The sequence below is a fragment of the Pseudomonas sp. TH07 genome, from assembly GCF_016651285.1.
Lineage (GTDB): Bacteria > Pseudomonadota > Gammaproteobacteria > Pseudomonadales > Pseudomonadaceae > Aquipseudomonas.
On sequence record NZ_JAEKED010000001.1, the window covers coordinates 6,434,075 to 6,458,496 of the forward strand.

25 protein-coding genes and 2 pseudogenes are annotated in these 24,422 nt (G+C 64.1%); 15 read left to right on the forward strand and 12 right to left on the reverse strand.

The window, feature by feature from the left end:
- Positions 1–16: 16 nt before the first annotated feature.
- Entirely contained in the window at positions 17–526 is a 510-nt protein-coding gene (locus JFU57_RS29355) for a DUF1993 domain-containing protein (RefSeq protein WP_078473274.1), read from the reverse strand.
- 129 nt (positions 527–655) lie between these two features.
- Here JFU57_RS29355 and JFU57_RS29360 point away from each other — a divergent pair, with 129 nt between their 5' ends.
- Complete coding sequence (locus tag JFU57_RS29360) at positions 656–1,306, forward strand: YceH family protein (protein ID WP_020296833.1); 651 nt, start codon at positions 656–658, stop codon at positions 1,304–1,306.
- An 85-nt stretch (positions 1,307–1,391) separates the two neighbouring features.
- Here JFU57_RS29360 and JFU57_RS29365 read toward each other — a convergent pair whose 3' ends face one another.
- Positions 1,392–2,210, reverse strand: a complete 819-nt coding sequence (locus JFU57_RS29365; protein ID WP_201131687.1) for a shikimate 5-dehydrogenase — start codon at positions 2,208–2,210, stop codon at positions 1,392–1,394.
- Between the two features lie 254 nt (positions 2,211–2,464).
- Here JFU57_RS29365 and JFU57_RS29370 point away from each other — a divergent pair, with 254 nt between their 5' ends.
- The 3 genes from JFU57_RS29370 (at position 2,465) to JFU57_RS29380 (ending at position 3,558) form a co-directional block, all read left to right on the forward strand.
- Positions 2,465–2,818 carry a hypothetical protein gene (locus JFU57_RS29370; protein WP_043229212.1) on the forward strand — a complete coding sequence of 118 codons (354 nt, stop codon included), beginning with the start codon at positions 2,465–2,467 and terminating at the stop codon, positions 2,816–2,818.
- 245 nt (positions 2,819–3,063) lie between these two features.
- The gene (locus JFU57_RS29375; RefSeq protein ID WP_020296836.1) at positions 3,064–3,258 is read left to right on the forward strand and encodes a hypothetical protein; all 195 of its coding nucleotides are present in this window, start codon (positions 3,064–3,066) and stop codon (positions 3,256–3,258) included.
- Positions 3,259–3,375: 117 nt separating this feature from the next.
- Positions 3,376–3,558: a hypothetical protein gene (locus tag JFU57_RS29380; protein WP_020296837.1), complete on the forward strand. Its 183-nt coding sequence runs from the start codon at positions 3,376–3,378 to the stop codon at positions 3,556–3,558.
- Here the strand turns inward: JFU57_RS29380 and JFU57_RS29385 are convergent.
- The gene (locus JFU57_RS29385) at positions 3,555–4,616 is read right to left on the reverse strand and encodes an AI-2E family transporter (protein ID WP_078473277.1); all 1,062 of its coding nucleotides are present in this window, start codon (positions 4,614–4,616) and stop codon (positions 3,555–3,557) included. The genes JFU57_RS29380 and JFU57_RS29385 overlap by 4 nt on opposite strands.
- 164 nt (positions 4,617–4,780) lie before the next feature.
- Between JFU57_RS29385 and trhP the strand changes: the two genes are divergently transcribed.
- Positions 4,781–6,112, forward strand: a complete 1,332-nt coding sequence (trhP, locus tag JFU57_RS29390) for a prephenate-dependent tRNA uridine(34) hydroxylase TrhP (protein WP_201131688.1) — start codon at positions 4,781–4,783, stop codon at positions 6,110–6,112.
- Between the two features lie 54 nt (positions 6,113–6,166).
- Here the strand turns inward: trhP and JFU57_RS33745 are convergent, their stop codons facing one another.
- The 3 genes and pseudogenes from JFU57_RS33745 to JFU57_RS29400 all read right to left on the reverse strand — a co-directional run bounded on the left by JFU57_RS33745 (position 6,167) and on the right by JFU57_RS29400 (position 9,304).
- Entirely contained in the window at positions 6,167–6,988 is an 822-nt protein-coding gene (locus JFU57_RS33745; protein ID WP_371106522.1) for a methyl-accepting chemotaxis protein, read from the reverse strand.
- Between the two features lie 84 nt (positions 6,989–7,072).
- A pseudogene (locus JFU57_RS33750) lies at positions 7,073–7,846 on the reverse strand (cache domain-containing protein); the annotation flags it as partial.
- 141 nt (positions 7,847–7,987) lie between these two features.
- Positions 7,988–9,304 (reverse strand): Na+/H+ antiporter NhaC family protein, encoded by a 1,317-nt coding sequence (locus JFU57_RS29400; protein WP_201132229.1) that lies wholly within the window; start codon positions 9,302–9,304, stop codon positions 7,988–7,990.
- 1,529 nt (positions 9,305–10,833) lie between these two features.
- Here JFU57_RS29400 and JFU57_RS33755 point away from each other — a divergent pair.
- Positions 10,834–10,980: pseudogene (locus JFU57_RS33755) on the forward strand (HAMP domain-containing protein); the annotation flags it as partial.
- 102 nt (positions 10,981–11,082) lie between these two features.
- Entirely contained in the window at positions 11,083–11,838 is a 756-nt protein-coding gene (locus tag JFU57_RS33760) for a methyl-accepting chemotaxis protein (RefSeq protein ID WP_421549298.1), read from the forward strand.
- Positions 11,839–11,928: 90 nt separating this feature from the next.
- Here the strand turns inward: JFU57_RS33760 and JFU57_RS29410 are convergent, their stop codons facing one another.
- From JFU57_RS29410 to JFU57_RS29425, 4 genes are read right to left on the reverse strand one after another with little or no spacing between them, the layout of a single operon-like run.
- The gene (locus JFU57_RS29410; protein WP_201131689.1) at positions 11,929–13,242 is read right to left on the reverse strand and encodes an ATP-binding protein; all 1,314 of its coding nucleotides are present in this window, start codon (positions 13,240–13,242) and stop codon (positions 11,929–11,931) included.
- On the reverse strand, positions 13,239–13,907 hold the full coding sequence (locus JFU57_RS29415) for a response regulator transcription factor (protein WP_020296844.1): 669 nt from the start codon (positions 13,905–13,907) through the stop codon (positions 13,239–13,241). The genes JFU57_RS29410 and JFU57_RS29415 overlap by 4 nt, the downstream gene beginning before the upstream one ends.
- The gene (locus JFU57_RS29420; protein ID WP_020296845.1) at positions 13,907–14,221 is read right to left on the reverse strand and encodes a PepSY domain-containing protein; all 315 of its coding nucleotides are present in this window, start codon (positions 14,219–14,221) and stop codon (positions 13,907–13,909) included. The genes JFU57_RS29415 and JFU57_RS29420 overlap by 1 nt, the downstream gene beginning before the upstream one ends.
- The gene (locus JFU57_RS29425) at positions 14,221–14,529 is read right to left on the reverse strand and encodes a PepSY domain-containing protein (protein ID WP_201131690.1); all 309 of its coding nucleotides are present in this window, start codon (positions 14,527–14,529) and stop codon (positions 14,221–14,223) included. The genes JFU57_RS29420 and JFU57_RS29425 overlap by 1 nt, the downstream gene beginning before the upstream one ends.
- Before the next feature lie 159 nt (positions 14,530–14,688).
- Between JFU57_RS29425 and JFU57_RS29430 the strand changes: the two genes are divergently transcribed.
- From JFU57_RS29430 to codA, 7 genes are all read left to right on the forward strand, one after another.
- Positions 14,689–15,768 carry a patatin-like phospholipase family protein gene (locus tag JFU57_RS29430; protein ID WP_201131691.1) on the forward strand — a complete coding sequence of 360 codons (1,080 nt, stop codon included), beginning with the start codon at positions 14,689–14,691 and terminating at the stop codon, positions 15,766–15,768.
- A gap of 97 nt (positions 15,769–15,865) precedes the next feature.
- Positions 15,866–16,222, forward strand: coding sequence for a 6-carboxytetrahydropterin synthase QueD (gene queD / locus JFU57_RS29435; protein WP_003190259.1), 357 nt, complete (start codon positions 15,866–15,868; stop codon positions 16,220–16,222).
- Between the two features lie 49 nt (positions 16,223–16,271).
- The gene (locus JFU57_RS29440) at positions 16,272–16,787 is read left to right on the forward strand and encodes a nucleoside 2-deoxyribosyltransferase (protein WP_201131692.1); all 516 of its coding nucleotides are present in this window, start codon (positions 16,272–16,274) and stop codon (positions 16,785–16,787) included.
- A 29-nt stretch (positions 16,788–16,816) separates the two neighbouring features.
- Positions 16,817–17,440, forward strand: a complete 624-nt coding sequence (locus tag JFU57_RS29445) for an NUDIX hydrolase (RefSeq protein WP_201131693.1) — start codon at positions 16,817–16,819, stop codon at positions 17,438–17,440.
- Between the two features lie 213 nt (positions 17,441–17,653).
- On the forward strand, positions 17,654–18,925 hold the full coding sequence (gene codB / locus JFU57_RS29450) for a cytosine permease (RefSeq protein ID WP_201131694.1): 1,272 nt from the start codon (positions 17,654–17,656) through the stop codon (positions 18,923–18,925).
- Positions 18,922–20,139: a PucR family transcriptional regulator gene (locus tag JFU57_RS29455; protein WP_201131695.1), complete on the forward strand. Its 1,218-nt coding sequence runs from the start codon at positions 18,922–18,924 to the stop codon at positions 20,137–20,139. Before codB ends, JFU57_RS29455 begins: the two co-directional genes overlap by 4 nt.
- A gap of 34 nt (positions 20,140–20,173) precedes the next feature.
- Positions 20,174–21,421 (forward strand): cytosine deaminase, encoded by a 1,248-nt coding sequence (gene codA, locus JFU57_RS29460; protein WP_201131696.1) that lies wholly within the window; start codon positions 20,174–20,176, stop codon positions 21,419–21,421.
- A gap of 121 nt (positions 21,422–21,542) precedes the next feature.
- Here codA and JFU57_RS29465 read toward each other — a convergent pair whose 3' ends face one another.
- On the reverse strand, positions 21,543–22,538 hold the full coding sequence (locus JFU57_RS29465; RefSeq protein ID WP_201131697.1) for a diaminopimelate epimerase: 996 nt from the start codon (positions 22,536–22,538) through the stop codon (positions 21,543–21,545).
- A 126-nt stretch (positions 22,539–22,664) separates the two neighbouring features.
- Entirely contained in the window at positions 22,665–23,084 is a 420-nt protein-coding gene (locus JFU57_RS29470; RefSeq protein ID WP_078473291.1) for a RidA family protein, read from the reverse strand.
- A 152-nt stretch (positions 23,085–23,236) separates the two neighbouring features.
- Here JFU57_RS29470 and JFU57_RS29475 point away from each other — a divergent pair, with 152 nt between their 5' ends.
- Positions 23,237–24,226, forward strand: a complete 990-nt coding sequence (locus JFU57_RS29475; RefSeq protein ID WP_201131698.1) for a LysR family transcriptional regulator — start codon at positions 23,237–23,239, stop codon at positions 24,224–24,226.
- The last annotated feature ends 196 nt before the right edge of the window (positions 24,227–24,422 follow it).

The following is a 24,422-nucleotide window of genomic DNA, read 5'->3' on the forward strand; positions in this document are numbered from 1 at the left end:
TTTTGCAGCGTGGGGCTTAGAAAGCGCCCATGTAATCGCGCTTGCCGACTTCAACACCGTTGTGACGCAGCAAGGCGTAGGCGGTGGTGACGTGGAAGAAGAACTGCGGCAGGCCGTAGGTCAGCAGGTAGGACTGGCCGCTGAAGCGCTTCTCTTTCGGCGTGCCAGGGCGGGTGACGATTTCGATGCCTTCCTTGCCATCGATCTGCGCGGGCTGGATCCCGTCGATAAAGGCCAGGACCTTGGCGATCAGGGCTTGCAGGTCGGCGAAGGTGACTTCGCTGTCGTCGTACTTGGGCAGTTCGACCTCGGCCAGGCGGGCGCTGACGCCTTTGGCGAAGTCCACGGCGATCTGCACCTGCCGTACCAGGGGGAACATGTCCGGGTACAGACGGGCCTGCAGGAAGGCATTGGGGTCGATGTTCTTCGCCGTGGCATGGGCTTCGGCCTTGTTCAGCACATCGCTCAGGGCAGTGAGCATTTGCTTGAAGACAGGAACGGAGGCGGCGTACAGGGAAATAGTCATGACAGTCTCGACATGGGTGGCAGAAATACAGCGTGGCGCGATTATAGACATCCTTGCGCTCGGCGGGCGGCTTGTCTTTTCTTGCGCAAGGATTAGGCTAGTCGCCTTCCATAGCATAGGGAAAGCGCGATGAGCACTGAGCAAGAGACCTCCGTTGATGAACTGCGGCTCAACAGTACGGAAATCCGTATTCTTGGCTCCTTGATCGAAAAACAGGCCACCAGCCCGGAAACCTATCCCCTGACCCTCAATGCCCTGGTGCTTGCCTGCAACCAGAAAACCAGCCGTGAACCGGTGATGAACCTGAGCCAGGGCCAGGTTGGGCAAAGCCTGCGCGCGCTTGAAGGCCGAGGCTTTACCCGACTGGTGATGGGCAGCCGCGCCGATCGCTGGGAGCATCGCGTGGACAAGGCCCTGGAGCTGGTGCCGGCCCAGGTGGTGCTGAGCGGCCTGTTATTTCTGCGTGGCCCGCAAACCGTCAACGAGCTGCTGACCCGCAGCGGGCGCATGCATGATTTCGAAGACGCCGAGCAGGTGGTGCATCAGCTGGAACGCCTGATCGCCCGTGGCCTGGCACTGCTGATTCCGCGCCAGGCGGGACAACGCGAAGACCGCTATATGCACGCCCTGGGGGATCCGGCGGATATCGAGGCGATTCTGGCCGCACGCCAGAATCCGGTTGAGCGCAGCAGCGGCAGCGGTGTATCCGCCGAACGCATCGAAGAACTCGAAGCCCGCATCGCCGCCCTCGAAGAGCGCCTGGCAAAACTCGAAGGCTGACACCTCCTCCCCGGCCGCGGCTACACACTGTAGCCGCGGCCGCAGTCTGCGCTGGCCCTATCGGCCCTTCCCTTTACCTGACCTTCTACCCCCGCGCAAATGCCACCGCTTGCTGGAATTGCGCTTCGCTCGGGCGGACGCCGGTGTACAGCACAAATTGCTCCAGGGCCTGGATCGCAATCACTTCCAGGCCGGTGATCACTTGCTTGCCTTCGGCCCGACCGCGCAGGATCAACGGGGTTTCCGCCGGGATCGCCACCACATCGAACACTGTCTGTGCCTCGGTGATCGCTTCGGCCGGGAACGCCAGCTGGTCGGCTTCGGCACCGCCAGCCATGCCGATCGGCGTGACGTTGATCAGCATCTGCGCCCGCACATCACCCAGCTCGGCCTGCCACTGATAACCCAGGGAGTCCGCCAGCGCGCGCCCGGCGCTCTGGTTGCGCGCAACGATAATGCCGTTGCTGTAGCCACCGTCGCGCAAGGCGCTGGCCACGGCCTTGGCCATGCCGCCGCTGCCACGCAGGACAAAACTCGAGGCCTGGGGCACCTGGTGCGCGGCCAGCAATTGGGCAATGGCGATGTAGTCGGTGTTGTAGGCCTTGAGGTGGCCATTGGTGTTGACGATGGTGTTGATCGAGGCGATGGCCTTAGCCGACGCGTCCAGCTCATCCACCAGCTCGATACTGGCCTCCTTGAACGGCATCGACACGCCGCAACCGCGAATTCCCAGGGCCCGGATCCCGCCAATGGCGCCGGGCAGATCCTGGCTGCTGAAGGCCTTGTAGTAAAAATTCAGGCCCAACTGTTCATACAGATGGTTATGAAAGCGCAGGCCGAAGTTCCCCGGACGCCCTGACAATGACATGCACAACTGAGTGTCTTTGTTGGGGTTCATTTGCATGTGAATCTCCTCGCAAGGCACTTTCGGATAGACGGATTAACCCGCCGCACGACTTGTGCCTGATCATATCGACGCCAAGTTTGAAGGTGGCATTACCGCCCAGGGATGACGGTAAAGAAGCCGGTACAGACCTTACACAATATTTACTCAGCGGCTGTGCAGTTTTTGCCAAAACCGCTGTCTTAGAAGTATCCCCGCGACAGTCCTTGAGTCTATTGCAGACCACAAGCCCGGGGTTGAACCGAGGAACTACCATGATTTCCAGAATCCCCAAGATAGCCTTGCTCATTGGTGCACTCGCTGTCGCTGGCCAAGCCTCCGCCCATGGCGGCAATTGGGCCGGGCCGGCCGTGTTGGGTGCTGTCGTAGGTGCTGCGGTAATGGGCTCCGTCATGTCCAACCAGGAACGTCCGGTGTACGTGCAACAGCAACCGGTGTACGTACAACCACAGCCGGTGTATGCCGCACCGCCTCCGGTCTACTACCAGCCGCAACCGGTGTATGTCGAAGCAGCGCCGGTCTACTACCGCCCGGCACCGGTGTACTACGGCCCGCCCCGTGGCTACTACGGCCCGCCTCGCCACTACTACGGCCCTGGCCGCTGGTAAGCAGCCCGCTCCATCCTGACAGGCCCCGCCCTCAAAGCGGGGCTTGTTGCATTTTGCCATCATCCAAATGTCTGAATATCCCAATCCCAGGTCGCTGACGGAACAGTAATTGCCTGTAAATCCGGCAATAGTAAGGCCGTCACCGCGCACCCATCGTGCATACGACGGTCATATATCTGTCATGCCAGGTCCGCAAGATCGGATCTGTCCATGCCAACAGGCTCATAAAAACAAGGACGAACCCTATGCCCACGCAAAACCCGCACCGCATCGCCGGCCTCTGTACCTCAAGCAAGGTCTACAGTGCGCTGACCGAACTCAAACACCTGGAGGGCCATCGCAGCGCCAAGTTTCTTTCGCTGCTGGCAGAAAACCTGGTGCGCAAAGGCCTGCTCAACGATCAGGAAGTGCTGAACATGCTCGACCAGGTGGTGGACTGAAACCACGCGAAGGACCACAACCGCCGTCGTTGCCATCAATGTCGACTATCGAGCGTGGTGATTTTTCGTAACACCCTGAGCTTTGTAAGGTAGCCCCACTGATTGATGGAGGCACTTATGCACAAGGTTCAGATCATGTCCGTTATCGGCAGCGCCGTTCCCGCACCGCTCAGAGAGCTAGGATTGCTCGCCTGTTGGTACCTGGTACGGGACGGCGAACCGATCAGCGGCCCGCTTACCTCGCTTCCCGCCGCGCAGGCACTGTCGCTGAAGTTCGAGCAGCCGATGCTGGTCGCTTAAGGCAACTGCACCCGCGGCCGGGTTTCGACGAACAACGCCCAACTCGACATGAACAACGCCGCGATCAGCGGACCGATGACAAAGCCGTTGAGCCCGAAGATCGCCAGACCACCCAGGGTCGAGATCAGGATCAGGTAATCCGGCATCTTGGTGTCCTTGCCCACCAGGATCGGGCGCAACACGTTGTCCACCAGTCCGATCACGAAGACCCCGAACAACCCGAGCACCACCCCTTGCCAGATCGCCCCGCTGAGCAGGAAGTACGCGGCCACCGGGGCCCAGACGATCCCCGCGCCCACCGCCGGCAACAACGACAGAAAAGCCATCAGTACCGCCCAGAGCAAGGCGCTGGGGATGTCGAGAAACCAGAAAATCACCCCGCCCAGCGCCCCCTGGGTCACCGCCACCAGCACGTTGCCTTTGACGGTGGCGCGCACCACTCGGTTGAATTTGAGTTGCAGGCGGCGCTTCTGATGTTCCGCCAGGGGCACCGCCGTGCGGATCTTGCGCACCAGTTCGGCGCCATCGCGCAGAAAGAAGAACAGCAGGTAGAGCATGATGAAGAAGCTCACCACAAACTCGAACGTGCCCTGGCCGAAGCTGAACGCCTGGCTGGCCAGGTACTGGCTGCCCTGCATCGAACTCTTGACGATTTTCTCGCGCAGGCCGTCGAGCTCGCCCATGCCGAAGCGGTCCAGCAGGTGCTGGAAATACGGCGGCAACGCGTGCTTGAACTGCGCCAGGTAGCCGGCGATGTCCAGGTGCCCGCTCTCGATGTTCTTGTAGACGTTGGTACCTTCCTGCACCAGCAGCACGCTGGTGATGATCACCGGCAGGATCGCGATCACCAGGCAGATGCCCAGGGTGCACAGTGAAGTCAGGTTGCGTGGCCAGCCGAACTTCAATTGCAGCCGGCGTTGCAGCGGGGCGAAGACGATGCCGAGGATCACCGCCCAGAACACCGCGCCGTAGAACGGCAGGAGGATCCAGATGAAAGCGACCGTCACCAGTACCAGGAGTACCAGCAGGCTTTTGTTTTGCAGGTTGGTTTGATTCATATCCGATCCAGTTCGATAAGCCGCAGGACGCTGACGGGCGTCCAGAGGCTTAGTCAACCGCTGTGCGTCCAAGTGCCATCTTTTGTGCATTGAGCATAGATCCAGATCAATAAACCCCGGAGCGCACTGCTTTACCCTCGCGACCTTTTGCGACCGACAGCCCCATGACGCTCCTCGCCCGACCCGAACTGCTCGCTCCCGCCGGCACCCTGAAAAACATGCGCTATGCCTTTGCCTACGGCGCCGACGCGGTCTACGCCGGGCAGCCGCGCTACAGCCTGCGGGTGCGCAACAACGAATTCGACCACGCCAACCTGGCCCTCGGCATCCAGGAAGCCCAGGCCCAGGGCAAGCGTTTCTACGTGGTGGTCAACATCGCCCCGCACAACGCCAAGCTCAAGACCTTTCTCAAGGACCTGGAGCCGGTGATCGCCATGGGCCCGGATGCGCTGATCATGTCCGACCCGGGCCTGATCATGCTGGTGCAGCGACACTTCCCGCAGATGCCGATCCACCTCTCGGTGCAGGCCAACACGGTGAACTGGGCCAGCGTCGAGTTCTGGCAGGAACAGGGCCTGAGCCGAATCATCCTGTCCCGCGAGTTGTCGCTGGAAGAGATCGCCGAGATCCGCCAGCAGGTGCCGGGCATGGAGCTGGAGGTGTTTGTCCACGGCGCGCTGTGCATGGCCTATTCCGGGCGCTGCCTGCTGTCGGGCTACATGAACAAGCGCGATGCCAACCAGGGCAGTTGCACCAACGCCTGCCGCTGGAAATACAAGGCCCAGGAGGCCACCGAAAATGCCGCCGGCGATATTGTCCAGCTGTTCGAACCGACCGCCGAGCCGACCCTGGGCCTGGGGGCGCCCACCGACCAGGTGTTCCTGTTGCAGGAGGCCAACCGCCCGGACGAACTGATGCCGGCATTCGAAGACGAACACGGCACCTACATCATGAACGCCAAGGACCTGCGCGCGGTGCAGCACGTCGGGCGCCTGACCCAGATGGGCGTGCATTCGCTGAAGATCGAGGGGCGCACCAAGTCGCACTTCTATTGCGCACGCACCACCCAGGTCTATCGCCGGGCCATCGATGACGCGGCGGCCGGACGCGAGTTCGACCGCAGCCTGATGAACGACCTCGAATCCCTGGCGCAGCGCGGCTACACCGAAGGTTTCCTGCGGCGCCATGTGCACGATGAGTACCAGAACTACCAGAACGGCAGCTCAGTTTCGGAGCGCCAGCAGTTCGTCGGCGAACTGACCGGCGAACGCCGCGACCGGCTGGCCGAGGTCAAGGTGAAAAACCGCTTTGCCCTGGGCGACCACATGGAACTGATGACCCCCAAGGGCAACTTCCACTTCGACTTGCATCAACTGCAAAACGCCAAGGGCGAAGCCATCGAGGTCGCCCCGGGTGACGGCCACACCGTGTACCTGCCGATTCCCGACCAGGTCGACCTGCGCTACAGCCTGCTGATGCGCGATATCACTGTCTAAGCCGCCAGTAGCCGCGGGCTCGTCAGCGGCTACAGGACGGTCGAGGGGTTAGCCTCAGATTCGGAACTGCCCTACCAACTTGCCCAAACGCTGGCCCAGGTCCGCCAGGCTGCGGGAGGTCTGGGCGCCGAGTTGGGTTTCGTCGGCGACGCTGTCCACCGCCACGGCAATCTGATGCACGCTGCGGTTGATCTCTTCGGCGACCGCAGTCTGTTCTTCGGCGGCACTGGCAATCTGGGCGTTCATCGAATTGATGGTGCCGATCAACTGCGCCATGGTGTCCAGCGACGCACCCGCCTCGTTGGCCTGGGCCGAGGTGCCATCGCCGGCATCGCTGGAACGGCGCATGGCTTCCACTGCCGTCCGCGTGCCCTGCTGCAGCCGGTCGATCATGCCCTGGATCTCCTGGGTGCTCTGCTGGGTACGACTGGCCAGCGCCCGCACCTCGTCCGCCACCACCGCAAAACCACGCCCGGCCTCCCCGGCACGTGCCGCTTCAATGGCCGCGTTCAACGCCAGGAGGTTGGTCTGCTCGGCAATCGAGCGGATCACGTCCAGCACGCTGACAATCGATGCCACGTCCTTCTGCAAACTGTCGAGGGAAGTACCGCTGCTACGGATATCGCTGACCAGCGCATGGATCTGGGCGATGCTGCCATCCACCACGCGCTTGGCGGCCTGGCCTTCGGCGTCGGTCTGTTGCGCGGCCACCGCCGCCCCCTGGGCACTGCGCGCCACTTCATGGGCGGCCGAGGACATCTCATTGATCGCGGTCGCCACCTGATCGGTCTCGTGGCGCTGACGCTCCATCGCCTGTTCCGAACGCTGGGCCTGATCGGAAACCTGGGTCACCAGGCCGGTCAACTGACTGGTCATCTCGGTGATCTGCCGCACCAGGCCATGGATCTTGTCGACAAAGCGGTTGAACGACCCGGCCAGGTCACCCAGCTCGTCCTGGCTGGTAATCGCCAGGCGCTTGGTCAGGTCGCCATCGCCGGCGGCGATATCGTCGAGGCTGACCTTCATCAGTTGCAGCGGACGCAGCATGGTGTTGGCCACCAGCAGGCCCAGCGCCGCGATCACCAACAGCACCACCACGGCAATCCCGACAATGCTCAGGACCATGCCTTCCATGCGCTGGTTGATGCTGGCCTCGACCGCCGCCACCTGGGCATCGATACCGTCGAGGTTGACCGAGGTGCCGAGCACCATGTCCCACTTGGGCAGGTATTCGGTGTAGCCGAGCTTGGGCACCAGCACATCGCTGCCCGGCTGGGTCGAGCTGTATTGCACGTAGTGGCTGCCGTCCTTGCCGACCCGCACCAGTTCGCGGTTGACGTACACGCCATTGGGGTCGCGGTTGTCCTTGAAGCTCTTGCCGACGCCGTCCGGGCTGTTGCCCTTGAACAGGCGCACGGTCTCGGAGTCGTAGCCGAAGAAGTAGCCATCCTTGCCGTACGTGATGTTCGACAGCAGCTTGACCACCTCGGCCCGCGCCGCCTGGTCGCCGTTGGCCGCAGCGTCATACAACGGCTTGACGGTGTTGAGCGCCACCTCCACGTAACTCTGCAAGGTGGCCTTGGCCTCGCCCAGCAGGCGCTGGCGGGTCTCTTCGACCTCTTTGCTGGCCTGCTGCTTGAGCATGAATACCGTGGTCAGGCTGATCACCAGCGCAAACAGCAACACCGGGAGTACCGCGAGGGACAGGACTTTGGCCTTCAAGCTTAGGCGCATAGGTATTCACTCTTGATTTTATTGGCGTGGTTAAGCCGTTAACGGCACGCCGGATCAAAAGTTGAGCCCCCGCGGGCCTGTGCGCGGGGGCTAAAGCAGGCCACGGGCAGCCCGGCAACGCCGGACCATCGGCTCAGTGGTTCAGAGCACCATTGCCGCCACCCAACCGAACGCCAGCAACGGCAGGTTGTAGTGGAGGAAGGTCGGAACCACGGTGTCCCAGATATGGTGATGCTGGCCATCGATGTTGAGGCCGGAGGTCGGCCCCAGCGTCGAGTCCGAGGCCGGCGAACCGGCGTCGCCCAGGGCCCCGGCCGTGCCGACGATGCAGACGATGGCCAGGGGACTGAAGCCCAGTTGCACACAGAGCGGGACAAAGATCGCGGCCAGGATCGGCACCGTGGAAAACGACGAGCCGATGCCCATGGTCACCAGCAGCCCCACCAGCAGCATCAACAGCGCACCCACGCCCTTGCTGTGGCCGATCCAGCTGGCCGAGGTTTCCACCAGGGTCTTGACCTCACCGGTGGCCTTCATCACCTCGGCAAAACCCGAGGCGGCAATCATGATGAAGCCGATCATGGCCATCATCTTCATGCCTTCGGTAAACAGGTCGTCGGTTTCGCGCCAGCGCACGATGCCCGACACCGAGAAGATCAGAAAACCGGCCAAAGCCCCGATAATCATCGAATCCAGCAGCAACTGCACCACAAACGCCACCACGATGGCCAGGCCTGCCACCAGCAAGGTGCGCGGGTTGTATTGCACCGACACCTGTTCGACTTTCTCGATCTTTTCCAGGTCATACACGCGCTTTTTGCGGTAGCTGACAAAGGCCATCAACAAGCCGAAAACCATGCCCAGGGCTGGGATGCCCATGGCGTGGGTGACGTTGATCTGGCTGATGTCGACCCCGCTGCGGGCGACGTTGGCCAAGAGGATTTCATTGAGGAAGATGTTGCCGAAACCCACCGGCAAAAACATATAGGGGGTGATCAGGCCGAAGGTGATGACGCAGGCGATCAGCCGGCGGTCCAGTTGCAGCTTGGTCAGCACATATAACAGTGGCGGTACCAGCAGCGGGATAAAGGCAATGTGGATCGGCAGGATGTTCTGCGAAGCGATCGCCACCACCCACAGCAGGCCGATCAGCAGCCATTTGACCTGGCCGCCGCCGTGGGCGTCCTGGCGGTCCACCAGCAGCAGGATCTTGTCTGCCAGGGCGTGGGCCAGGCCGGACTTGGCAATCGCCACCGCAAAGGCGCCGAGCAAGGCATAGGACAACGCCACGGTCGCACCACCACCCAAGCCGCTGTTGAACGCCTTGAGCGTGGCCTCGATCCCAAGGCCGCCAGTGAGTCCACCCACCAACGCGCCAATGATCAGGGCGATCACCACATGCACGCGGGACAGGCTGAGCACCAGCATGACGCCGACCGCGGCAATTACTGCATTAATCATCGTTACCTCATTACTGCGCCGCTGAAAATGGCGCAAAAGCATGTGACCGACCAGAAGGCAGGGGGCTGCCGACATCGAATGGAAAGAGGGTCTTATTAGAGGGCGCGCACTGTGCAGCAGCGGGCGCGGCTTGTCAAAACCCGGGGCGGAGAAAGCGCTTCCTCGCCGGTGGTGGAGCAGCAGGTTCGGGCTGCGTTTGGATGCTGGCCCTGTTTCAACTGGAATAAGTGGGTGTCGGTACAGGCCAGCGTCCGAACGCGGCCCTAGCCTGCGGCAGCGGCTACAGGTGGAGGTGGGGGTTATTTCGAACAAGCGTTTAAAGAATCGGTTTCGGCGGCCGTTACAGTGCAAAGTCTCAGATATTTATCGAATAAGGACGCCCCATGTCGCTTAGACAACTTTCCATCCAATGGAAAATCACCCTGCTGGCCGGACTCTGCCTGCTGGGTATCGTCACCTTGCTGGTGGGCCTCTCGCTCTATCGCATGGAGCACAACTCCGAGCTGGTGAAAGCCTCCAGCATGGACATGCTCAATGAAGCCGCCCAGGCGCGGATCGAGGCTCAGGGCGAGGTGCAGGCGCTGGGGATTCGCCAACAATTCATGGACGCCTATCAATACGGCCATGGTTTTTCACGCCAGGTGCTGTTCCTGCGGGAGCAGGCCGAGAAGCGCTTTCTCGACGCCTTCGACCTGCGTGAAGACCTGACCCGCCAGGTCAAGTCGGCACTGCAGGCCAACCCGCAGTTGCTCGGCCTGTCCCTGGTGTTCGAAGCCAACGCACTGGACGGCAAGGACTCACTCTTCACCGGCCAGGAAGAATTGGGCAGCAACGACAAGGGGCGTTTTGCCTTGTACTGGTCCCAGCCCACGCCCGGCAAGCTGACCTCGATGTCGCTGCCCGAAAGCGACATGAGCGACACCCGCAGCGGCCCCAGCGGCGAGCCGGCCAACGCCTGGTTCACCTGCCCGCGCAGCACCCTCAAGCCCTGCGTGATCGAACCCTACTTCTACGCAATCGACGGCCAGCAGGTGCTGATGACCAGCATCGTCTTCCCACTGATGGTCGAAGGCAAAGTCATCGCCTCGCTGTCGGTGGACATCAACCTCAACAGCCTGCAGGCCACCAGCCAACAGGCGAGCAAGAAACTCTACGACGGCCAGACCAACGTCAGCATCATCAGCCCGGTCGGGCTGCTGGCGGCCTACAGCCCGGACGCCAGCAAGCTGAGCCAGCGCCTGGACCAGGTCGACAAGGCCAGCGGCAGTCAGTTGATCAGCCTGCTGGCGAGCGGCACCCAGACCCGCAGCCTGCACAGCGACAGCGTGCTCAAAGTGCTCGCGCCCTTCTCGCCGATTCCCGACGGCAAACCCTGGGGCGTGCTGCTGGATGTACCGGAACACGTGCTGGTGGGCCCGGCCACTGCGCTGCAAGGCGAGCTCGACGAGCGCAACAGCGCCGGCACCCTGATCGAACTCAGCCTCGGCCTGCTGGCTGCGATAATCGGGCTGTTGCTGGTGTGGCTGATGGCGCGCAGCGTGACCCGGCCGATCCTCGGCGTGGCGCACATGCTGGAAGACATCGCCAGTGGCGAAGGCGACCTGACCCGGCGCCTGGCCTACGACAAGCAGGATGAACTGGGCCAGTTGGCCGGCTGGTTCAACCGTTTTCTCGACAAGTTGCAGCCGATCATCGCCGAGGTGAAACGCTCGGTGCAGGACGCTCGCGGCACCGCCGACCAGTCTGCGGCCATCGCCACCCAGACCAGCGCCGGCATGGAGCAGCAATACCGCCAGGTCGACCAGGTGGCCACCGCCTCCCATGAAATGAGCGCCACGGCCCAGGACGTGGCCCGCAGCGCCGCCCAGGCCGCCCACGCCGCGCGCGATGCCGACCAGGCGACCCGCGAAGGCCTGACGGTGATCGACCGCACCACCACCAGCATTGGCCACCTGGCGGCCGACATGAGCATCGCCATGACCCAGGTCGAAGGCCTGGCCGCCAACAGCGAAAAAATCGGTTCGGTGCTGGAAGTGATCCGTGCCATTGCCGACCAGACCAACCTGCTGGCGCTCAACGCCGCCATTGAAGCGGCCCGTGCCGGGGAAGCCGGGCGCGGTTTTGCGGTGGTCGCCGACGAAGTACGCAACCTCGCCCGCCGCACCCAGGAGTCGGTGGAAGAAACCCGCCTGGTGATCGAGCAACTGCAAACCGGCACCCAGGAGGTGGTGGGCTCGATGAACAACAGCCACCGCCAGGCCCAGGGCAGCGTCGAGCAGGTTGGCCAGGCCGTCACCGCCCTGCGCCAGATCGGCGACGCAGTGACCGTCATCAGCGACATGAACCTGCAAATCGCCAGCGCCGCCGAAGAACAGAGCGCGGTGGCCGAAGAGATCAACAGCAACGTGGAAACCATCCGTGACGTCACCGAATCCCTGGCCGAACAGGCCAATGAATCGGCGCGGGTCAGCCAGTCCCTGAACAGCCTGGCCAACCAGCAGCAAAGCCTGATGGACCAATTCCGCGTCTGAGCCCTATATCCCCGTAATCCCTGTAGCCGCAGCCTTGCGGCGCTCGGCAGCGGCTACAGGTTGCCTTCGTGCGGACGGGGTGCGAGGCAACTAGCGCCCAGGCAGGTGGATTTCAACGCGCAGGCCGCCCAGGGCGCTTTCCTCCAGGCTCAGGGTGCCACCCCAGGCATCGATGATGTCGCGCACGATGCCCAGGCCCAGGCCGTGGCCATCGGTCTGTTCATCCAGGCGCGTGCCGCGGCTGAACACCTGTTCGCGCTGCGCCTCGGGGATGCCCGGGCCGTCGTCGTCCACCGCCAGGCAAAAACCCCGGGGGCTTTCCCCGACACTCAAGCGGACTTCCGCATCCGCCCATTTGCAGGCGTTATCCAGCAGATTACCCAGCAACTCCAGCAGGTCCTCACGGTCCCAGGGCAGTTGCAGCCCCGGCGGCGCCTGGTAACTCAGGGCCAGGTGTTCGCCGTGGATCATGTTCAAGGTCGCCAGCAACCCCGGCAGTTCGCCATCGCAATCGAACAGGGCACCGGGCAAGGCATCGCCGGCCAGGCGCGCCCGGTTGAGCTCGCGGTTCAACCGCTGCTGCACCTGCTGCAACTGTTCCTGCAACACCTTGCGCACTTCGGGGTGGGCATCCAGCTTGGGGTTCGACGCCAGGCTGAGCAGCACCGCCAGCGGTGTCTTCAACGCATGCCCCAGGTTGCCCAGGGCATTGCGCGAGCGCTTGAGGCTGTCTTCGGTGTGGGCCAACAGGTGGTTGATCTGCGCCACCAGCGGTTCCAGCTCCACGGGCACCTGGTCGTCCAGCTGCGAACGCTGGCCCAGCTGCAACTGGGCGATCTGCTCCCGGGCCTTTTCCAGGGGCCGCAGGGCGCGGCGCACGGTCAGGCGTTGCAGCGTCAGGATCAGCAGCAGCCCCGCCAGCCCCAGGCCCAGACCGATCTGGCGCATGCGTTGAAAGCTCTCGCGCACCGGAGTGTAGTCCTGGGCCACGCTGATGGAGATCGACTGCCCCAGGCGCCGATAGTCCGAACGCAACACCAGCAGTTGCTGACCCTCCGGCCCCAGTTGCAGGTTGCCTTGCAGGCCGGCGCTTGCCAGTTGCGGCAGGTCCTGGTCCCACAACGAACGCGAGCGCCAATGGGTGTCGGCAAAGTCGATGCGAAAGTAGTGCCCGGAAAACGGCCGCTGATACGCCGGCGACAAGCGCCGCTCATCCAGCTGCAAGCCCTGGGGCCCACGTACCAGCGCCACCAGCAGGTTTTCACTGTCGTTGCGCAGGCCGGCTTCGAGGTAGCGCTGCAAGCCCACTTCGAACAGCCAGAGACTGGTCTGGGCCAGCACCAGGCCGACGATCAGCATCACGCTGATCAAGCCCAGGCTCAGGCGTCGCTGGATCGACCTCACGAAGCCTGGGCGCCAAACAGATAGCCCTGGCCGCGCCGGGTTTCGATCACCGTGCGTCCCAGCTTGCGCCGCAGGTGATTGACGTGCACTTCCAGCACATTGGAGTCGCGCTCGGTCTCGCCGTCATAGAGGTGCTCGGCGAGGTGGCTTTTGGAGAGGATCTGCTGCGGGTGCAGCATGAAATAACGCAACAGGCGAAACTCGGCGGCGGTCAGCTGGATATCCAGGCCATCGCGCACCACGCATTGGCGGCTCTCATCCAGGTGCAGGCCGGCGGCCTGGAGGGTTGGCTGATTGGCCTGGCCGTGGGAGCGACGCAACAGCGCCTGGACCCGCAAGTGCAGCTCTTCGGGGTGAAACGGCTTGGTCAGGTAATCGTCGGCCCCGGCCTTGAGCCCTTCAATACGCTCGGCCCAGGAGCCCCGGGCCGTGAGGATCAGCACCGGGGTCGAAAGCCCGCCGGCGCGCCATTGGCTGAGCACCTCCAGCCCCGGCAAGCCCGGCAGGCCGAGGTCGAGGATGATCAGGTCATAGGGTTCGCTGCTGCCCTGATACACCGCATCGCGGCCATCGGCCAGCCAATCCACGGCGTAGCCCTGGCGATTGAGGCCTTCAAGCAGTTCATCGGCCAGGGACACATGGTCTTCCACCAGAAGCAGGCGCATCAGTCATCTTCCTTGTCTTTCAACAGGCGGCCGGTGGCGGCCTCCAGGTCCAGTTCGCGGACCACGCCATCGGCGGTCAGCAACTCGACTTCATAAATGTAGACGTCATGTTTTTCTTCCAGCTCGGCCTCCAGCAGCTTGGCCCCGGGGTAACGGTCCAGGGCCTGCTGCAGCAGTTGTTCGAGCGGCAGGATCACCCCTTGCTGACGCAGGCGCAGGGCTTCGTCCTGGTCCAGGTCACGGGCCAGTGCCAGCGAGCAGAACGCTGCCAGCACCAGGGCCCATCGACTGCAACGGCGCAGATTGCACTTCATTACGTATCCTGATGATCCTTGAGTACCTGGCCACTGACGGCGTCCAATTCCAGGTCCCACTTCAGGCCCTGGGCATCGCGCAGTTCGACCTGGTAGATGTACTTGCCGTACTCCTCTTCCAGCTCGGTTTCATGGATGGTGGAGCCCGGGTGCCTGGCCAATGCGGTGGCATTGAGTTTTTCAAAGGAGACAATGGTACCAGCGTCGCGCAACCTCAGGGCTTCGTCGGGGCCCAGGTCACGGGCGTGGGCCAGGCTGGCGGTGATGCCGATCAAGCTGGCGGTCAACAGGGCAGTCAGGGTTTTCATGGAATATCTCCGTATTCGTCAGGTGTTGCCTAAGGCGCCGAAGATACCCAACTGAACTTAATTGAAACTGAATGGCCAGTATCGCCAGGGCCCAACTTTCATTCGGCCACCGCGCCACCACTCCTTATACTCACCTGCTCGCCTGCGACTGAGACCGGTATGACTGCTATCCACATCAAGTTCCCCGCCCTGACCCTCAAGGCGGGCCCGCGAGCGTTCGCACGCATCCGCGAGAGCGGCCTGCGCGCCGCCGAAGTCGGTACCCTGCCCGGCGCGGCAGGTGGGCCCAAGGCCCTGGGGATTCAAGGCCTGGACCTGGCGCTGTTCGGTGACTGGCTGCCGGCGGCGCCACGGGAGCGTTCGTTGATTGGCGCCTCGGTGGGCTCCTGGCGCTTTGCCAGTGCCTGCCTGGCGGACGCCGCCGAGGGCATCCGCCGCCTGGGGCTGCTGTACAACGCCATGAGTTTTGCCAAGGGGGTGAACATGGCGCAGATCAGCCACAGCTCCCAACGCATGCTCGACGATTTGCTGGACGGCCAGGACGCAAGCATCCTCGACAACCCGCTGTATCGGCTGAACATCATGGTGGTCAAAAGCCACGGCCTGCTCGCCGACGATCATCGCGGGCGACTGGGGCTGGGGCTGTCGTCGGTGATCGCCGACAACCTGCGCGGCCGCTCGCGCCTGGCCCGGCATTTCGAACGGCTGGTGCTGCACGATCCGCGCCTGGCGCCGCCGCTGCTGGCACTCAACGACTTCCCTTCGCGCTTCGTCGCCCTGGACCTGGGCAACCTGCGCCAGGCGCTGCTGGCCTCGGGTTCGATCCCGATGGTGATGCAGGGCGTGCGCGACCTGCCCGGCGCCGGCGCAGGTACGTTCCGCGACGGCGGCCTGCTGGATTACCACCTCGACCTGCCCTACAGCGGCGACGATATCGTGCTCTACCCACACTTCACCGACCGGGTGATCCCCGGCTGGTTCGACAAAACCCTGCCCTGGCGCCGGGCCAGCACCGAGCGCCTGCAAGATGTGCTGCTGCTGGCGCCGTCGCGGCAGTACCTGGAGCGCCTGCCCTACGGCAAACTGCCGGACCGCAGCGACTTCAAGCGCTTCATGGGCGATGACGCCGGGCGCCAGAAGTACTGGCGCAGCGCGATGGACGAAAGCCGGCGCCTGGGGGACGAGTTTCTCGACCTGGCCGCCAGCGGCCGCCTCGGGGAAAACCTGCTGACCCTTTAGTCAGGGTTTTCCCGCAGCGCCAAAGCCAAGCTGTTAAACTCGCCGCCTGCCCCAACCGCCCCCCGGCGATAGCCACCTGCCAGAGCTGACCGATACTGTGGAAATCTTCAAAGAATTTACTTTCGAATCCGCCCACCGCCTGCCCCACGTACCCGAGGGCCACAAATGCGGGCGCCTGCACGGGCACTCGTTCAAGGTGGCGATCCACCTCAGCGGCGACCTCGATCCGCACACCGGCTGGATTCGTGATTTCTCGGAAATCAAGGCCATCTTCAAGCCGCTCTACGAGCGTCTGGACCACAACTACCTGAACGACATCCCCGGTCTGGAAAACCCCACCAGCGAAGTCCTGGCCAAGTGGATCTGGAACGAACTCAAACCCCTGCTGCCGGAACTCAGTGCGATCCGCATCCACGAGACCTGCACCAGCGGCTGCATCTACCGCGGCGAGTAAGCCCGCGCAGCCGGTTCAATCGCCCTTGGCGAACAGCGGAGCAGCGCCCATGCCCCCACGCATCTACCTCGCCGGTTTCGATGTGTTTCGCCAAGACGCCATCGAACACGGCCGACACTTGAAAGACCTCTGCGCCGCCCAGGGCCTGGAGGGCCTCTACCCCTTCGACAACCAGGTGCCCGACGGCCTGACTCCCGAGGCCACGGCGCGGCTGATCTGCCAGCACAACCGGCAAATGATCCACGACTGCGACGCCGTGCTGGCCAACCTGAATGCCTTTCGCGGGCTGGAACCGGACTCCGGCACCTGCTTCGAAATCGGCATGGCCGTGGCCCTGGGAAAACCGGTGTGGGCCTATTTCGACGATGCCCCGACCTTGCGCCTGCAAGTGCCCCATGACGCCGGCGGGCATAATGCCCAGGGCTTTGTGGTGGAAGACTTCAACCTGCCGCGCAACCTGATGCTGGCCTGCACCTGGGCCGGTCACAGCCGCGATGCCGCCAGCGCCGTGATCGCCCTCGCGCACTGGTTGCGCCAGCCCGAGCACGTCCCTCTCGCGCCTTGATCGGCCGACCCTTCAACCAGGAGATCACCATGGAAAACACCTGGCTGGCCCATGCCAAACGCCTGCAGGCCATCGCTTCCACCGGCCTGCATTTCTGCAAGGATGAATTTGATCGCGAGCGCTATCAGCAAGTCGCCGATATCGCCCACGGCATGCTCGCGCAACTGGGGGATGTGCCCCTGGAGCGCATCACCGGCCTGGTCAGCGACTTCGCCCAGCGCTACTCGACGCCCATGGTCGACGTGCGCGGTGCGCTGATCGAGAACGAGCGCATTCTGCTGGTCCGCGAGCGCAACGACGGCTGCTGGGCGCTGCCGGGCGGCTATGCCGATATCGGCCTGTCGGCGGCGGAAAACATCGCCAAGGAAATCCACGAGGAAGCTGGCCTGCACGTCTCGGTCAGCGCCCTTTACAGCCTGCGCCACAAGGCCAAGGGGCCGTTCAAGCCCGACACCCGGGACTTCTACAAGCTGTACTTCATGTGCGAGCGCGACGACCGACAAGCGCCGTTGGCCGGGGCCGAAGTCAGCGACGCGGCGTTTTTTGCCCTCGACGCCCTGCCCGAGCTGTCCCGGGGCCGCACCATAGAAAGCGACATCACGGCGGCCTTTACCTTTCACCGTGGTGAAACCCGCGCGACCCTGTTCGATTGAACCCCGGGCCGGTGATCCACTTTGTATCACTGGCGCACTGCTTTTGTGCCTGATTGGGCAAGGCGACCAATCAATCCGGCAAAATCCGTCGATTTGGCTATAAATCCTGTGCAGGTTGCACAGTTGCACCTGTGCGTCTGTCACCGTTCGGCCGTTGGCACGCTGGCTGCAACGGGTCTGCATCCACAGACCAGACACACCAGGGGAAGGCTCATGACGCAGAACGATCCAGGCAACGACTACCCACTCAGTGAAGTGCCGATGCACGCCCGCAAAGGGCTGGCCTCCACGGCCATGGTGCTGCTGGGGTTCACCTTTTTCACCGCCACCATGTTCGCCGGGGGCAAGCTGGGGGTGGCTTTCAGCTTTGGCGAAATGCTCGGGGTGATTGTGCTGGGCAATCTGCTGCTGGGGATCTACGCCGCGGGTCTGGGTTACATCGCCTTCAAGAGCGGTCTGAATTCGGTGCTGATGGGGCGTTTCTGTTTTGGCGAAGTGGGCAGCAAACTCAGCGACCTGATCCTGGGCTTTACCCAGATCGGCTGGTACGCCTGGGGCACCGCGACCGCCGCCGTGGTGCTCGGCAAATACTTCGAGTTGAGCCAGGGCAGCGTGCTCGGCCTGATGGTGCTGTTCGGCATGGTGTTCTGCGCCACCGCCTATGTCGGCTATCGCGGGCTGGAAATCCTCTCTTACATTGCGGTGCCGGCCATGGGCGTGTTGCTGCTGCTGTCGATGTGGGTGGCCACGGTCAAGGTTGGCGGCCTGCAGGGCCTGATGGCCGTGGTGCCGAGCACCAGCCTCGACCTGTCCACCGCCATCACCCTGGTGTTCGGCACCTTTGTCAGCGGCGCGACCCAGGCCACCAACTGGACGCGCTTTTCGCGCTCGGCCAGGGTCGCGGTACTGGCGAGCCTGATCGGCTTCTTTGTCGGCAATGGCCTGATGGTGCTGATCGGGGCCTACGGTGCCATCGTCTACCAGCAACCGGACGTGGTCGAAGTGCTTCTGCTGCAAGGCTTCGCCATGGCGGCCATGGCCATGCTGCTGTTGAATATCTGGAGCACCCAGGACAACACCATCTACAACTTCGCCGTGGCCGGCTGCAATCTGCTGCGCACCGGCCGGCGCAAGACCGTGACCCTGGTGGGCGCAGTGATCGGCACCCTGCTCGCGCTGCTGGGCATGTACGACATGCTGGTGCCGTACCTGATCCTGCTGGGCACGGTGATCCCGCCGATTGGCGGGGTGATCATGGCGGACTTCTTCTACCGCTACCGGGGCCAGTACCCGCGCCTGGCCGAGACCCGGCTGCCGACGTTCAACTGGGCCGGCCTGGGCGCCTACGCCATCGGCACGGTGACCGCGTTCAGTTCGCCCTGGGTCGCGCCCCTGGTGGGGATTGCCGCTGCCGCCCTGAGCTACATCCTGCTCAGCAGCCTGCTCGGCGCCCGCAGCAGCGCCGTGGCAGACGTCCAGGCATGAGCCTGACGGTCGACGATGTACTGGCCCTGCCCGGGCTGGAGTCCATGCGCCTGCGCGCCGGCGCGGTCGGCCTCGGCAATCCGGTGCGCTGGCCCTATGTCGCGGAGAACAGCGGGATTGCCGAGTGGGTGCTCGGGGGCGAACTGGTGTTCGTCACCGGCATCAACCACCCACGGGATCAAGCCAACCTGTTGCAGTTGCTGGACGAAGCCGTCGAGCGCCAGGTCGCCGGCCTGGTGATACTGACTGGCGCGGCCTATATCCAGGCGATCCCCGAGCGCCTGCTGGCCGCCGCCGACGCCGCCGGCATGCCGCTGATCGAGCAGCCTTACTCGTTGAAAATGGTGCTGGTGACCCAGGCCATCGGCTCGGCGCTGGTCCAGGCAGAGCAGGTCGGACGCTCGCGGCATGACGTGCTGGAGCGCCTGTTGAGCGGCGAGTACCAATCCCTGGAGCTGCTGCTGCATCGCGCGCGACAGCTGAGCATGCCCATGGACGGCCAGTGGCAGGTGGCCCAGTTGCAACTGGAAGGCGGCGAGCCGCTGTTTGCCCTGGGCCATGCGGAACAGGTCGAGGCCCAACTGGCGCAGCACCGCGACCGTATCGCTCTGGGCCTGCGCCACTTCGCCCGGGAGCATCCACCGGCCCTGCCGGTGCTGGGCCGTGCCGGACAATGGAGCCTGCTGCTGCCTGCCGTCGACGCAGCGGCAGCTCAGCTCAACCGGCAACGGCTGGCGACCTGGCTGAAAAACTTCAGCCCCAGCCTGCTGCCGCTGAAACTGTTTATCGGCCTCAGCGCTGCCGCCCACCCGCCGGCGCGCCTGGCCCGGGCCCAGGATGAGGCGCTTCAGGCCCTGGGCGCCGCGCGGCGTTTCAGCGAACGGGCCGGGCTCTGCGTTTATGACGAGCTGGGAGTGCTCAAACTGCTCAGCGGCGTGCGCGACCAGGCGTTGCTCGACCAGTTTCTGCATGAACGGCTCGGCCCCTTGCTGCACCATGACCAGCACCACGGTGCGTGCCTGATGCCGACCCTGGAGGCGTGGTTCCATGAAAATGCCAACCTGGTGGCCGCGGCCCAGCGCCTGGCGGTACACCGCAATACCCTGACCCATCGTGTGCAGCGCATCGAGGCCCTGTCCGGCCTGGCGCTGGACAACCCCAATGACCGTCTGGACATCGGCGTCGCGCTGATGATCTGGCGGCTGTCAGCCTGACTGCCTGATGAACCTGAACAAGGAAACTGCCCCCATGCTTATTACCAATGCCCGTCTGCGCCACCGTGAAGGCCTGCACGCACTGCACCTGGAAAACGGCCGCATCGCCCGCATCACCCCCCAAGCCGAAGCCCAGGGCCAGCCGGCCGGGCCGGATGACCTGGACGCCGGCGGCAATCTGGTGGTGCCGCCCTTTGTCGAACCGCACATTCACCTGGACGCCACCCTGACCGCCGGCGAGCCGCGCTGGAACATGAGCGGCACCCTGTTCGAAGGCATCGAATGCTGGGGCGAACGCAAGGCCACCATCACCCAGGAAGACACCAAGACCCGGGCCAAAAAAACCATCCGCACCCTGGCCGCCCACGGTATCCAGCATGTGCGGACCCACGTCGATGTCACCGACCCGGACCTCACTGCCCTCAAGGCACTGCTGGAAGTGCGTGCCGAAACCGCGCACCTGATCGACCTGCAGATCGTCGCCTTCCCCCAGGAAGGCATCGAAAGCTACCGCAACGGCCGCGAACTGATGACCGAGGCCATCGCCCTGGGTGCCGATGTGGTGGGCGGGATTCCGCATTTCGAGTACACCCGCGACCAGGGGGTGAGTTCGGTGAAGTTCCTGATGGACCTGGCCGAACGCACCGGCTGCCTGGTGGATGTGCACTGCGACGAAACCGACGACCCGCATTCGCGCTTTCTCGAAGTGCTGGCCGAAGAAGCCCGCAGCCGTGACATGGGCTCGCGGGTCACCGCCAGCCACACCACGGCCATGGGCTCTTATGACAATGCCTATTGCGCCAAGCTGTTCCGCCTGCTCGGGCATTCCGGGATCAGCTTTGTCTCCTGCCCCACCGAGAGCATCCACCTGCAAGGGCGCTTTGACAGCTTCCCGAAACGCCGCGGCGTGACCCGGGTCAACGAGTTGCTGGAGGCCGGGATGAACGTGTGCTTTGGCCAGGACTCGATCGTCGACCCCTGGTACCCCCTGGGCAACGGCAACATCCTGCGCGTACTCGAAGCAGGCCTGCACATCTGCCACATGCTCGGTTACCGCAACCTGCAAAACGCCCTCGACCTGGTCACCGACAACAGCGCCAAGGCCCTGGCCCTCGGCGAGCGCTACGGCCTCGAACCCGGGCGCCCGGCCAACCTGCTGATCCTCTCCGCCGACAGCGACTACGAAATGATCCGCAGCCAGGGCCTGCCGCTGTACTCGATCCGCCACGGCCAGGTGCTGATGCAACGGCAAATGGCCCAGGTGCAGTTGGTGGGTGAATAGCCCTAGCCGCTGCCGAGACACGAGGCTGCGCTGGGCCTAAGCCGCGCCGTGCAAACACCTGACACCCCACGGCGCCTGTCCCGGCCAGCGTCCGAACGCGGCCCGAGCCTAGCGGCAGCGGCTACAACGGGGCTTGCACTACTGCGGTGCCGAACAGGCTGACGCGGGTCAGTTCGCCGGCGGTTTCTTCCAGCAGCAGGGGCGCGGTGCCACCGGGCATGCTGACTTCGACGCGCCCGGCCTGGACCCAGCCGACCCGCCAGGCCGCGCTGGCCACGGCGCTGGCGCTGGTGCCGGAAGACGCGGTGGGGCCTTCGCCGCGCTCGAAGACCCGGGCCGCAATGCGCCCTTCACCTTCGCGCGTGGCCCATTGCAGGTTGACCCCGGCCGGGCACGGCTCGCCGCTGCCGACGGGTGGGGCAAACGCGGTGCGGGTCAGGCCCTCGAGCAGCGGCGACTCAAGCATCTGCCGATTGCTCGGCAAGGCGCTGGCGTCCTCCACCAGGGTCACGCAGTGGGGGTTGCCGATCCGCACAAACTGGCTATGCCCCCACAACGGGTTCAACCCGACCAGCGCCGGCACCCGGCTCAGTGGCCGCCCATTGATCTGCGTGCCTTCCACCCCCTGGGCCGCCACTACCTGGGGCCCGAACTCCGGTTGCCCCAGGTCCAGCCAAAAGCCCTGGACCCCATCGACCACCGCCGGCAGCACCGCCGTCGCCACTGGCGACACCCCGCCCTGATCGTGATGCACCCGCAGCACCGTCTCGCCCGCGCCAGGCAACAGACCTTGCTGGCTCAAGGCCTGGGAAAAAATCGTCAGGCCATTGCCGCTGCGCTCGGCCAGGGTGCCGTCGGTATTGACGATCAGCACATCAAACGGCGGCGCCGCCTGAAACGGCCCCACCAGCAAACCGTCGCTGCGATGCTCCTTGGCCCCCGTCGGACGCTGGCCCGGCGCCCAACTGCACAAGGCCTCGATGGCCGCGCCCGCCCACTCCTGGCGTGCCAGGGCGGCATCGGCCGCAGTGGCGGGCAAGGCAATGCCCCATTCAGCCAGGGCGGCGGGAGCCACCACGCCGTAGATATTGCCGCGCGCATCGAAGAAACAGGCCATCACAGGGATTCCAGAAAAAACCGGGGCGCTGACATTACTGTGAATGCAGCGCCCCGGCCAAGCGCTGTCGGCAGTCGCTCACGTGCTGCCGGGCAACGCCCAGTGCTCACTGATGCACGCAGCCCTTCAGTTCGCGAGGACCGCCGTCGCCTCGATCTCGAACAACATGCCGTCCAGGGCCAGGCGCGGCACCGGGATCAATGTGCAGGCCGGCTTCGGCGCATCGCCCCACAGCCGATGCAAGGCCGCGCCGAAGATCTCCAGGCGCTCATGGCTGTGATCGACGATCAATACCGTGAGCTTGGCCACCTGGCTGACTTCGGCACCGCCCGCGCGCAGGGCGATCTGCAGATTCTCCAGGGCCTGGTTCACCTGCTCGGCGAAGTCGCTCGAGAGCTGACTGTCGGCGTTTTCGCCACCCTGCCCGGCGATGAACAGCAAGCGCGCGCCGGCAGCGACCCGGGCCACGTGGGAATAGCCATTGGCGGTGGGGTCGTACAGGCCGGCGGGGTTGGACAGTTCGAGCAAGGGTTGTTTCGCGGACATGGGGCGCTCCAGACAAGCCATCAAGGGGCGAGCAGTTGAGCACACAACAGCGAAGAGTTGCAGCGCCACGATGGACATGCCCATGGCATTGAGTGGTTTTTCAGGGATAATCGCGCCCTTGATTGCTCGATATTCAACCAGGGAGAAACAATATGGATGTGTTGGCAGCCATGCGTACCTTTCGCCGGGTGGTGCAGCGAGGCAGCTTCAACCTCGCCGCAGTCGACCTGCAACAGTCCACCGCCGCCGTGAGCAAGCAGGTGCGACAACTGGAAGAGCGCCTGGGCAACCTGCTGATCATCCGCACCACCCGCAGCATGAGCCTGTCGGAAGCCGGCCAGGCGTACTTTGTTGAATGCTGTCACCTGCTCGATGAATTCGACGCCCTGGAACGCGCCACCCAGGTCGGGGCCAACGCCCCCAGCGGCCGCCTGCGGATCAATGCGCCGCTGTCGTTCGGGCTCAAGGTGCTGTCGCCGATCCTTGCCGGTTTTATGCAGCACTACCCGCAGTTGCAGGTTGAGCTGAGCCTGGGCGACCGGGTGCAGGAGGGGGTGGGCGAAGGCTTCGATGTGTCGCTGCGCATTCGCAGCCAGTGGGCCGACTCGGCGTTGATCGCCCGGCGCCTGGGGGAAGTCGGGCAGGTGATCTGCGCCGCCCCGGCCTACCTCCAGGCCCACGGCACCCCGCAAACCGTCGACGACCTGCGCCAACACGCCTGCCTGGCCTATCGCCAGGCCGAACACCCCGGCATCTGGCCACTTGAGGGCCAGGACGGCGCCACCCGCCTGGAACTGCCGGTACGCCTGGCGGTGGACAACAGCCTGCTGCTCGCCGACATGCTGCTGGCCGGCCTGGGCATCGGCGCCCTGCCCTCGTTTGTGGCCAAGCCCCTGCTGCACAGCGGGCAATTGCTGCAAGTGCTGCCGGAACAGGCACTGGCTCGTACCCAGATCTACGCCCTGTTTGCCAGCAATCGCCATGTGCCGCAGAAAATCCGAGTCTTTGTCGACTACCTGGCCCAGGCGCTGGGCGGGGAAACGCAGGGGGAACTTCAAGTCGCAAGCGGCCAGCTTCAAGCTCAAGACTTGCTTGCCGGTGGCGAGGGAGTCTCCTCCCACTCGGTAACGAAGCGGCCGTAAACCTCAATCCGCATTGCAACAGCCTGCCCCTGCGCCGGCTTCTGCGCTTGCAACCTTCGGCGGCCTGTCGGGTCACAACTGCCATGCCCCTTCCTGGTGCTCGCCTGCCGGATGCGGTGTCGCCGCCCTCGCGGCAGCGCGTTCGATGTGCAAGGATGTGGCGGCTTTTCGGCGTGGGCCTGTTGCGCGCACGCTT

What these genes read in the sequence shown, in the direction of transcription:
- JFU57_RS29355 (WP_078473274.1), bottom strand. Translation starts at nt 526, where the DNA reads ATGACTATTTCCCTGTACGCCGCCTCCGTTCCTGTCTTCAAGCAAATG.
- JFU57_RS29360 (WP_020296833.1), top strand. Translation starts at nt 656, where the DNA reads ATGAGCACTGAGCAAGAGACCTCCGTTGATGAACTGCGGCTCAACAGT.
- JFU57_RS29365 (WP_201131687.1), bottom strand. Translation starts at nt 2,210, where the DNA reads ATGCAAATGAACCCCAACAAAGACACTCAGTTGTGCATGTCATTGTCA.
- JFU57_RS29370 (WP_043229212.1), top strand. Translation starts at nt 2,465, where the DNA reads ATGATTTCCAGAATCCCCAAGATAGCCTTGCTCATTGGTGCACTCGCT.
- JFU57_RS29375 (WP_020296836.1), top strand. Translation starts at nt 3,064, where the DNA reads ATGCCCACGCAAAACCCGCACCGCATCGCCGGCCTCTGTACCTCAAGC.
- JFU57_RS29380 (WP_020296837.1), top strand. Translation starts at nt 3,376, where the DNA reads ATGCACAAGGTTCAGATCATGTCCGTTATCGGCAGCGCCGTTCCCGCA.
- JFU57_RS29385 (WP_078473277.1), bottom strand. Translation starts at nt 4,616, where the DNA reads ATGAATCAAACCAACCTGCAAAACAAAAGCCTGCTGGTACTCCTGGTA.
- trhP (WP_201131688.1), top strand. Translation starts at nt 4,781, where the DNA reads ATGACGCTCCTCGCCCGACCCGAACTGCTCGCTCCCGCCGGCACCCTG.
- JFU57_RS33745 (WP_371106522.1), bottom strand. Translation starts at nt 6,988, where the DNA reads ATGACCAGTCAGTTGACCGGCCTGGTGACCCAGGTTTCCGATCAGGCC.
- JFU57_RS33760 (WP_421549298.1), top strand. Translation starts at nt 11,083, where the DNA reads ATGGAGCAGCAATACCGCCAGGTCGACCAGGTGGCCACCGCCTCCCAT.
- JFU57_RS29415 (WP_020296844.1), bottom strand. Translation starts at nt 13,907, where the DNA reads ATGCGCCTGCTTCTGGTGGAAGACCATGTGTCCCTGGCCGATGAACTG.
- JFU57_RS29420 (WP_020296845.1), bottom strand. Translation starts at nt 14,221, where the DNA reads ATGAAGTGCAATCTGCGCCGTTGCAGTCGATGGGCCCTGGTGCTGGCA.
- JFU57_RS29425 (WP_201131690.1), bottom strand. Translation starts at nt 14,529, where the DNA reads ATGAAAACCCTGACTGCCCTGTTGACCGCCAGCTTGATCGGCATCACC.
- JFU57_RS29430 (WP_201131691.1), top strand. Translation starts at nt 14,689, where the DNA reads ATGACTGCTATCCACATCAAGTTCCCCGCCCTGACCCTCAAGGCGGGC.
- JFU57_RS29440 (WP_201131692.1), top strand. Translation starts at nt 16,272, where the DNA reads ATGCCCCCACGCATCTACCTCGCCGGTTTCGATGTGTTTCGCCAAGAC.
- JFU57_RS29445 (WP_201131693.1), top strand. Translation starts at nt 16,817, where the DNA reads ATGGAAAACACCTGGCTGGCCCATGCCAAACGCCTGCAGGCCATCGCT.
- codB (WP_201131694.1), top strand. Translation starts at nt 17,654, where the DNA reads ATGACGCAGAACGATCCAGGCAACGACTACCCACTCAGTGAAGTGCCG.
- JFU57_RS29455 (WP_201131695.1), top strand. Translation starts at nt 18,922, where the DNA reads ATGAGCCTGACGGTCGACGATGTACTGGCCCTGCCCGGGCTGGAGTCC.
- codA (WP_201131696.1), top strand. Translation starts at nt 20,174, where the DNA reads ATGCTTATTACCAATGCCCGTCTGCGCCACCGTGAAGGCCTGCACGCA.
- JFU57_RS29465 (WP_201131697.1), bottom strand. Translation starts at nt 22,538, where the DNA reads ATGGCCTGTTTCTTCGATGCGCGCGGCAATATCTACGGCGTGGTGGCT.
- JFU57_RS29470 (WP_078473291.1), bottom strand. Translation starts at nt 23,084, where the DNA reads ATGTCCGCGAAACAACCCTTGCTCGAACTGTCCAACCCCGCCGGCCTG.
- JFU57_RS29475 (WP_201131698.1), top strand. Translation starts at nt 23,237, where the DNA reads ATGGATGTGTTGGCAGCCATGCGTACCTTTCGCCGGGTGGTGCAGCGA.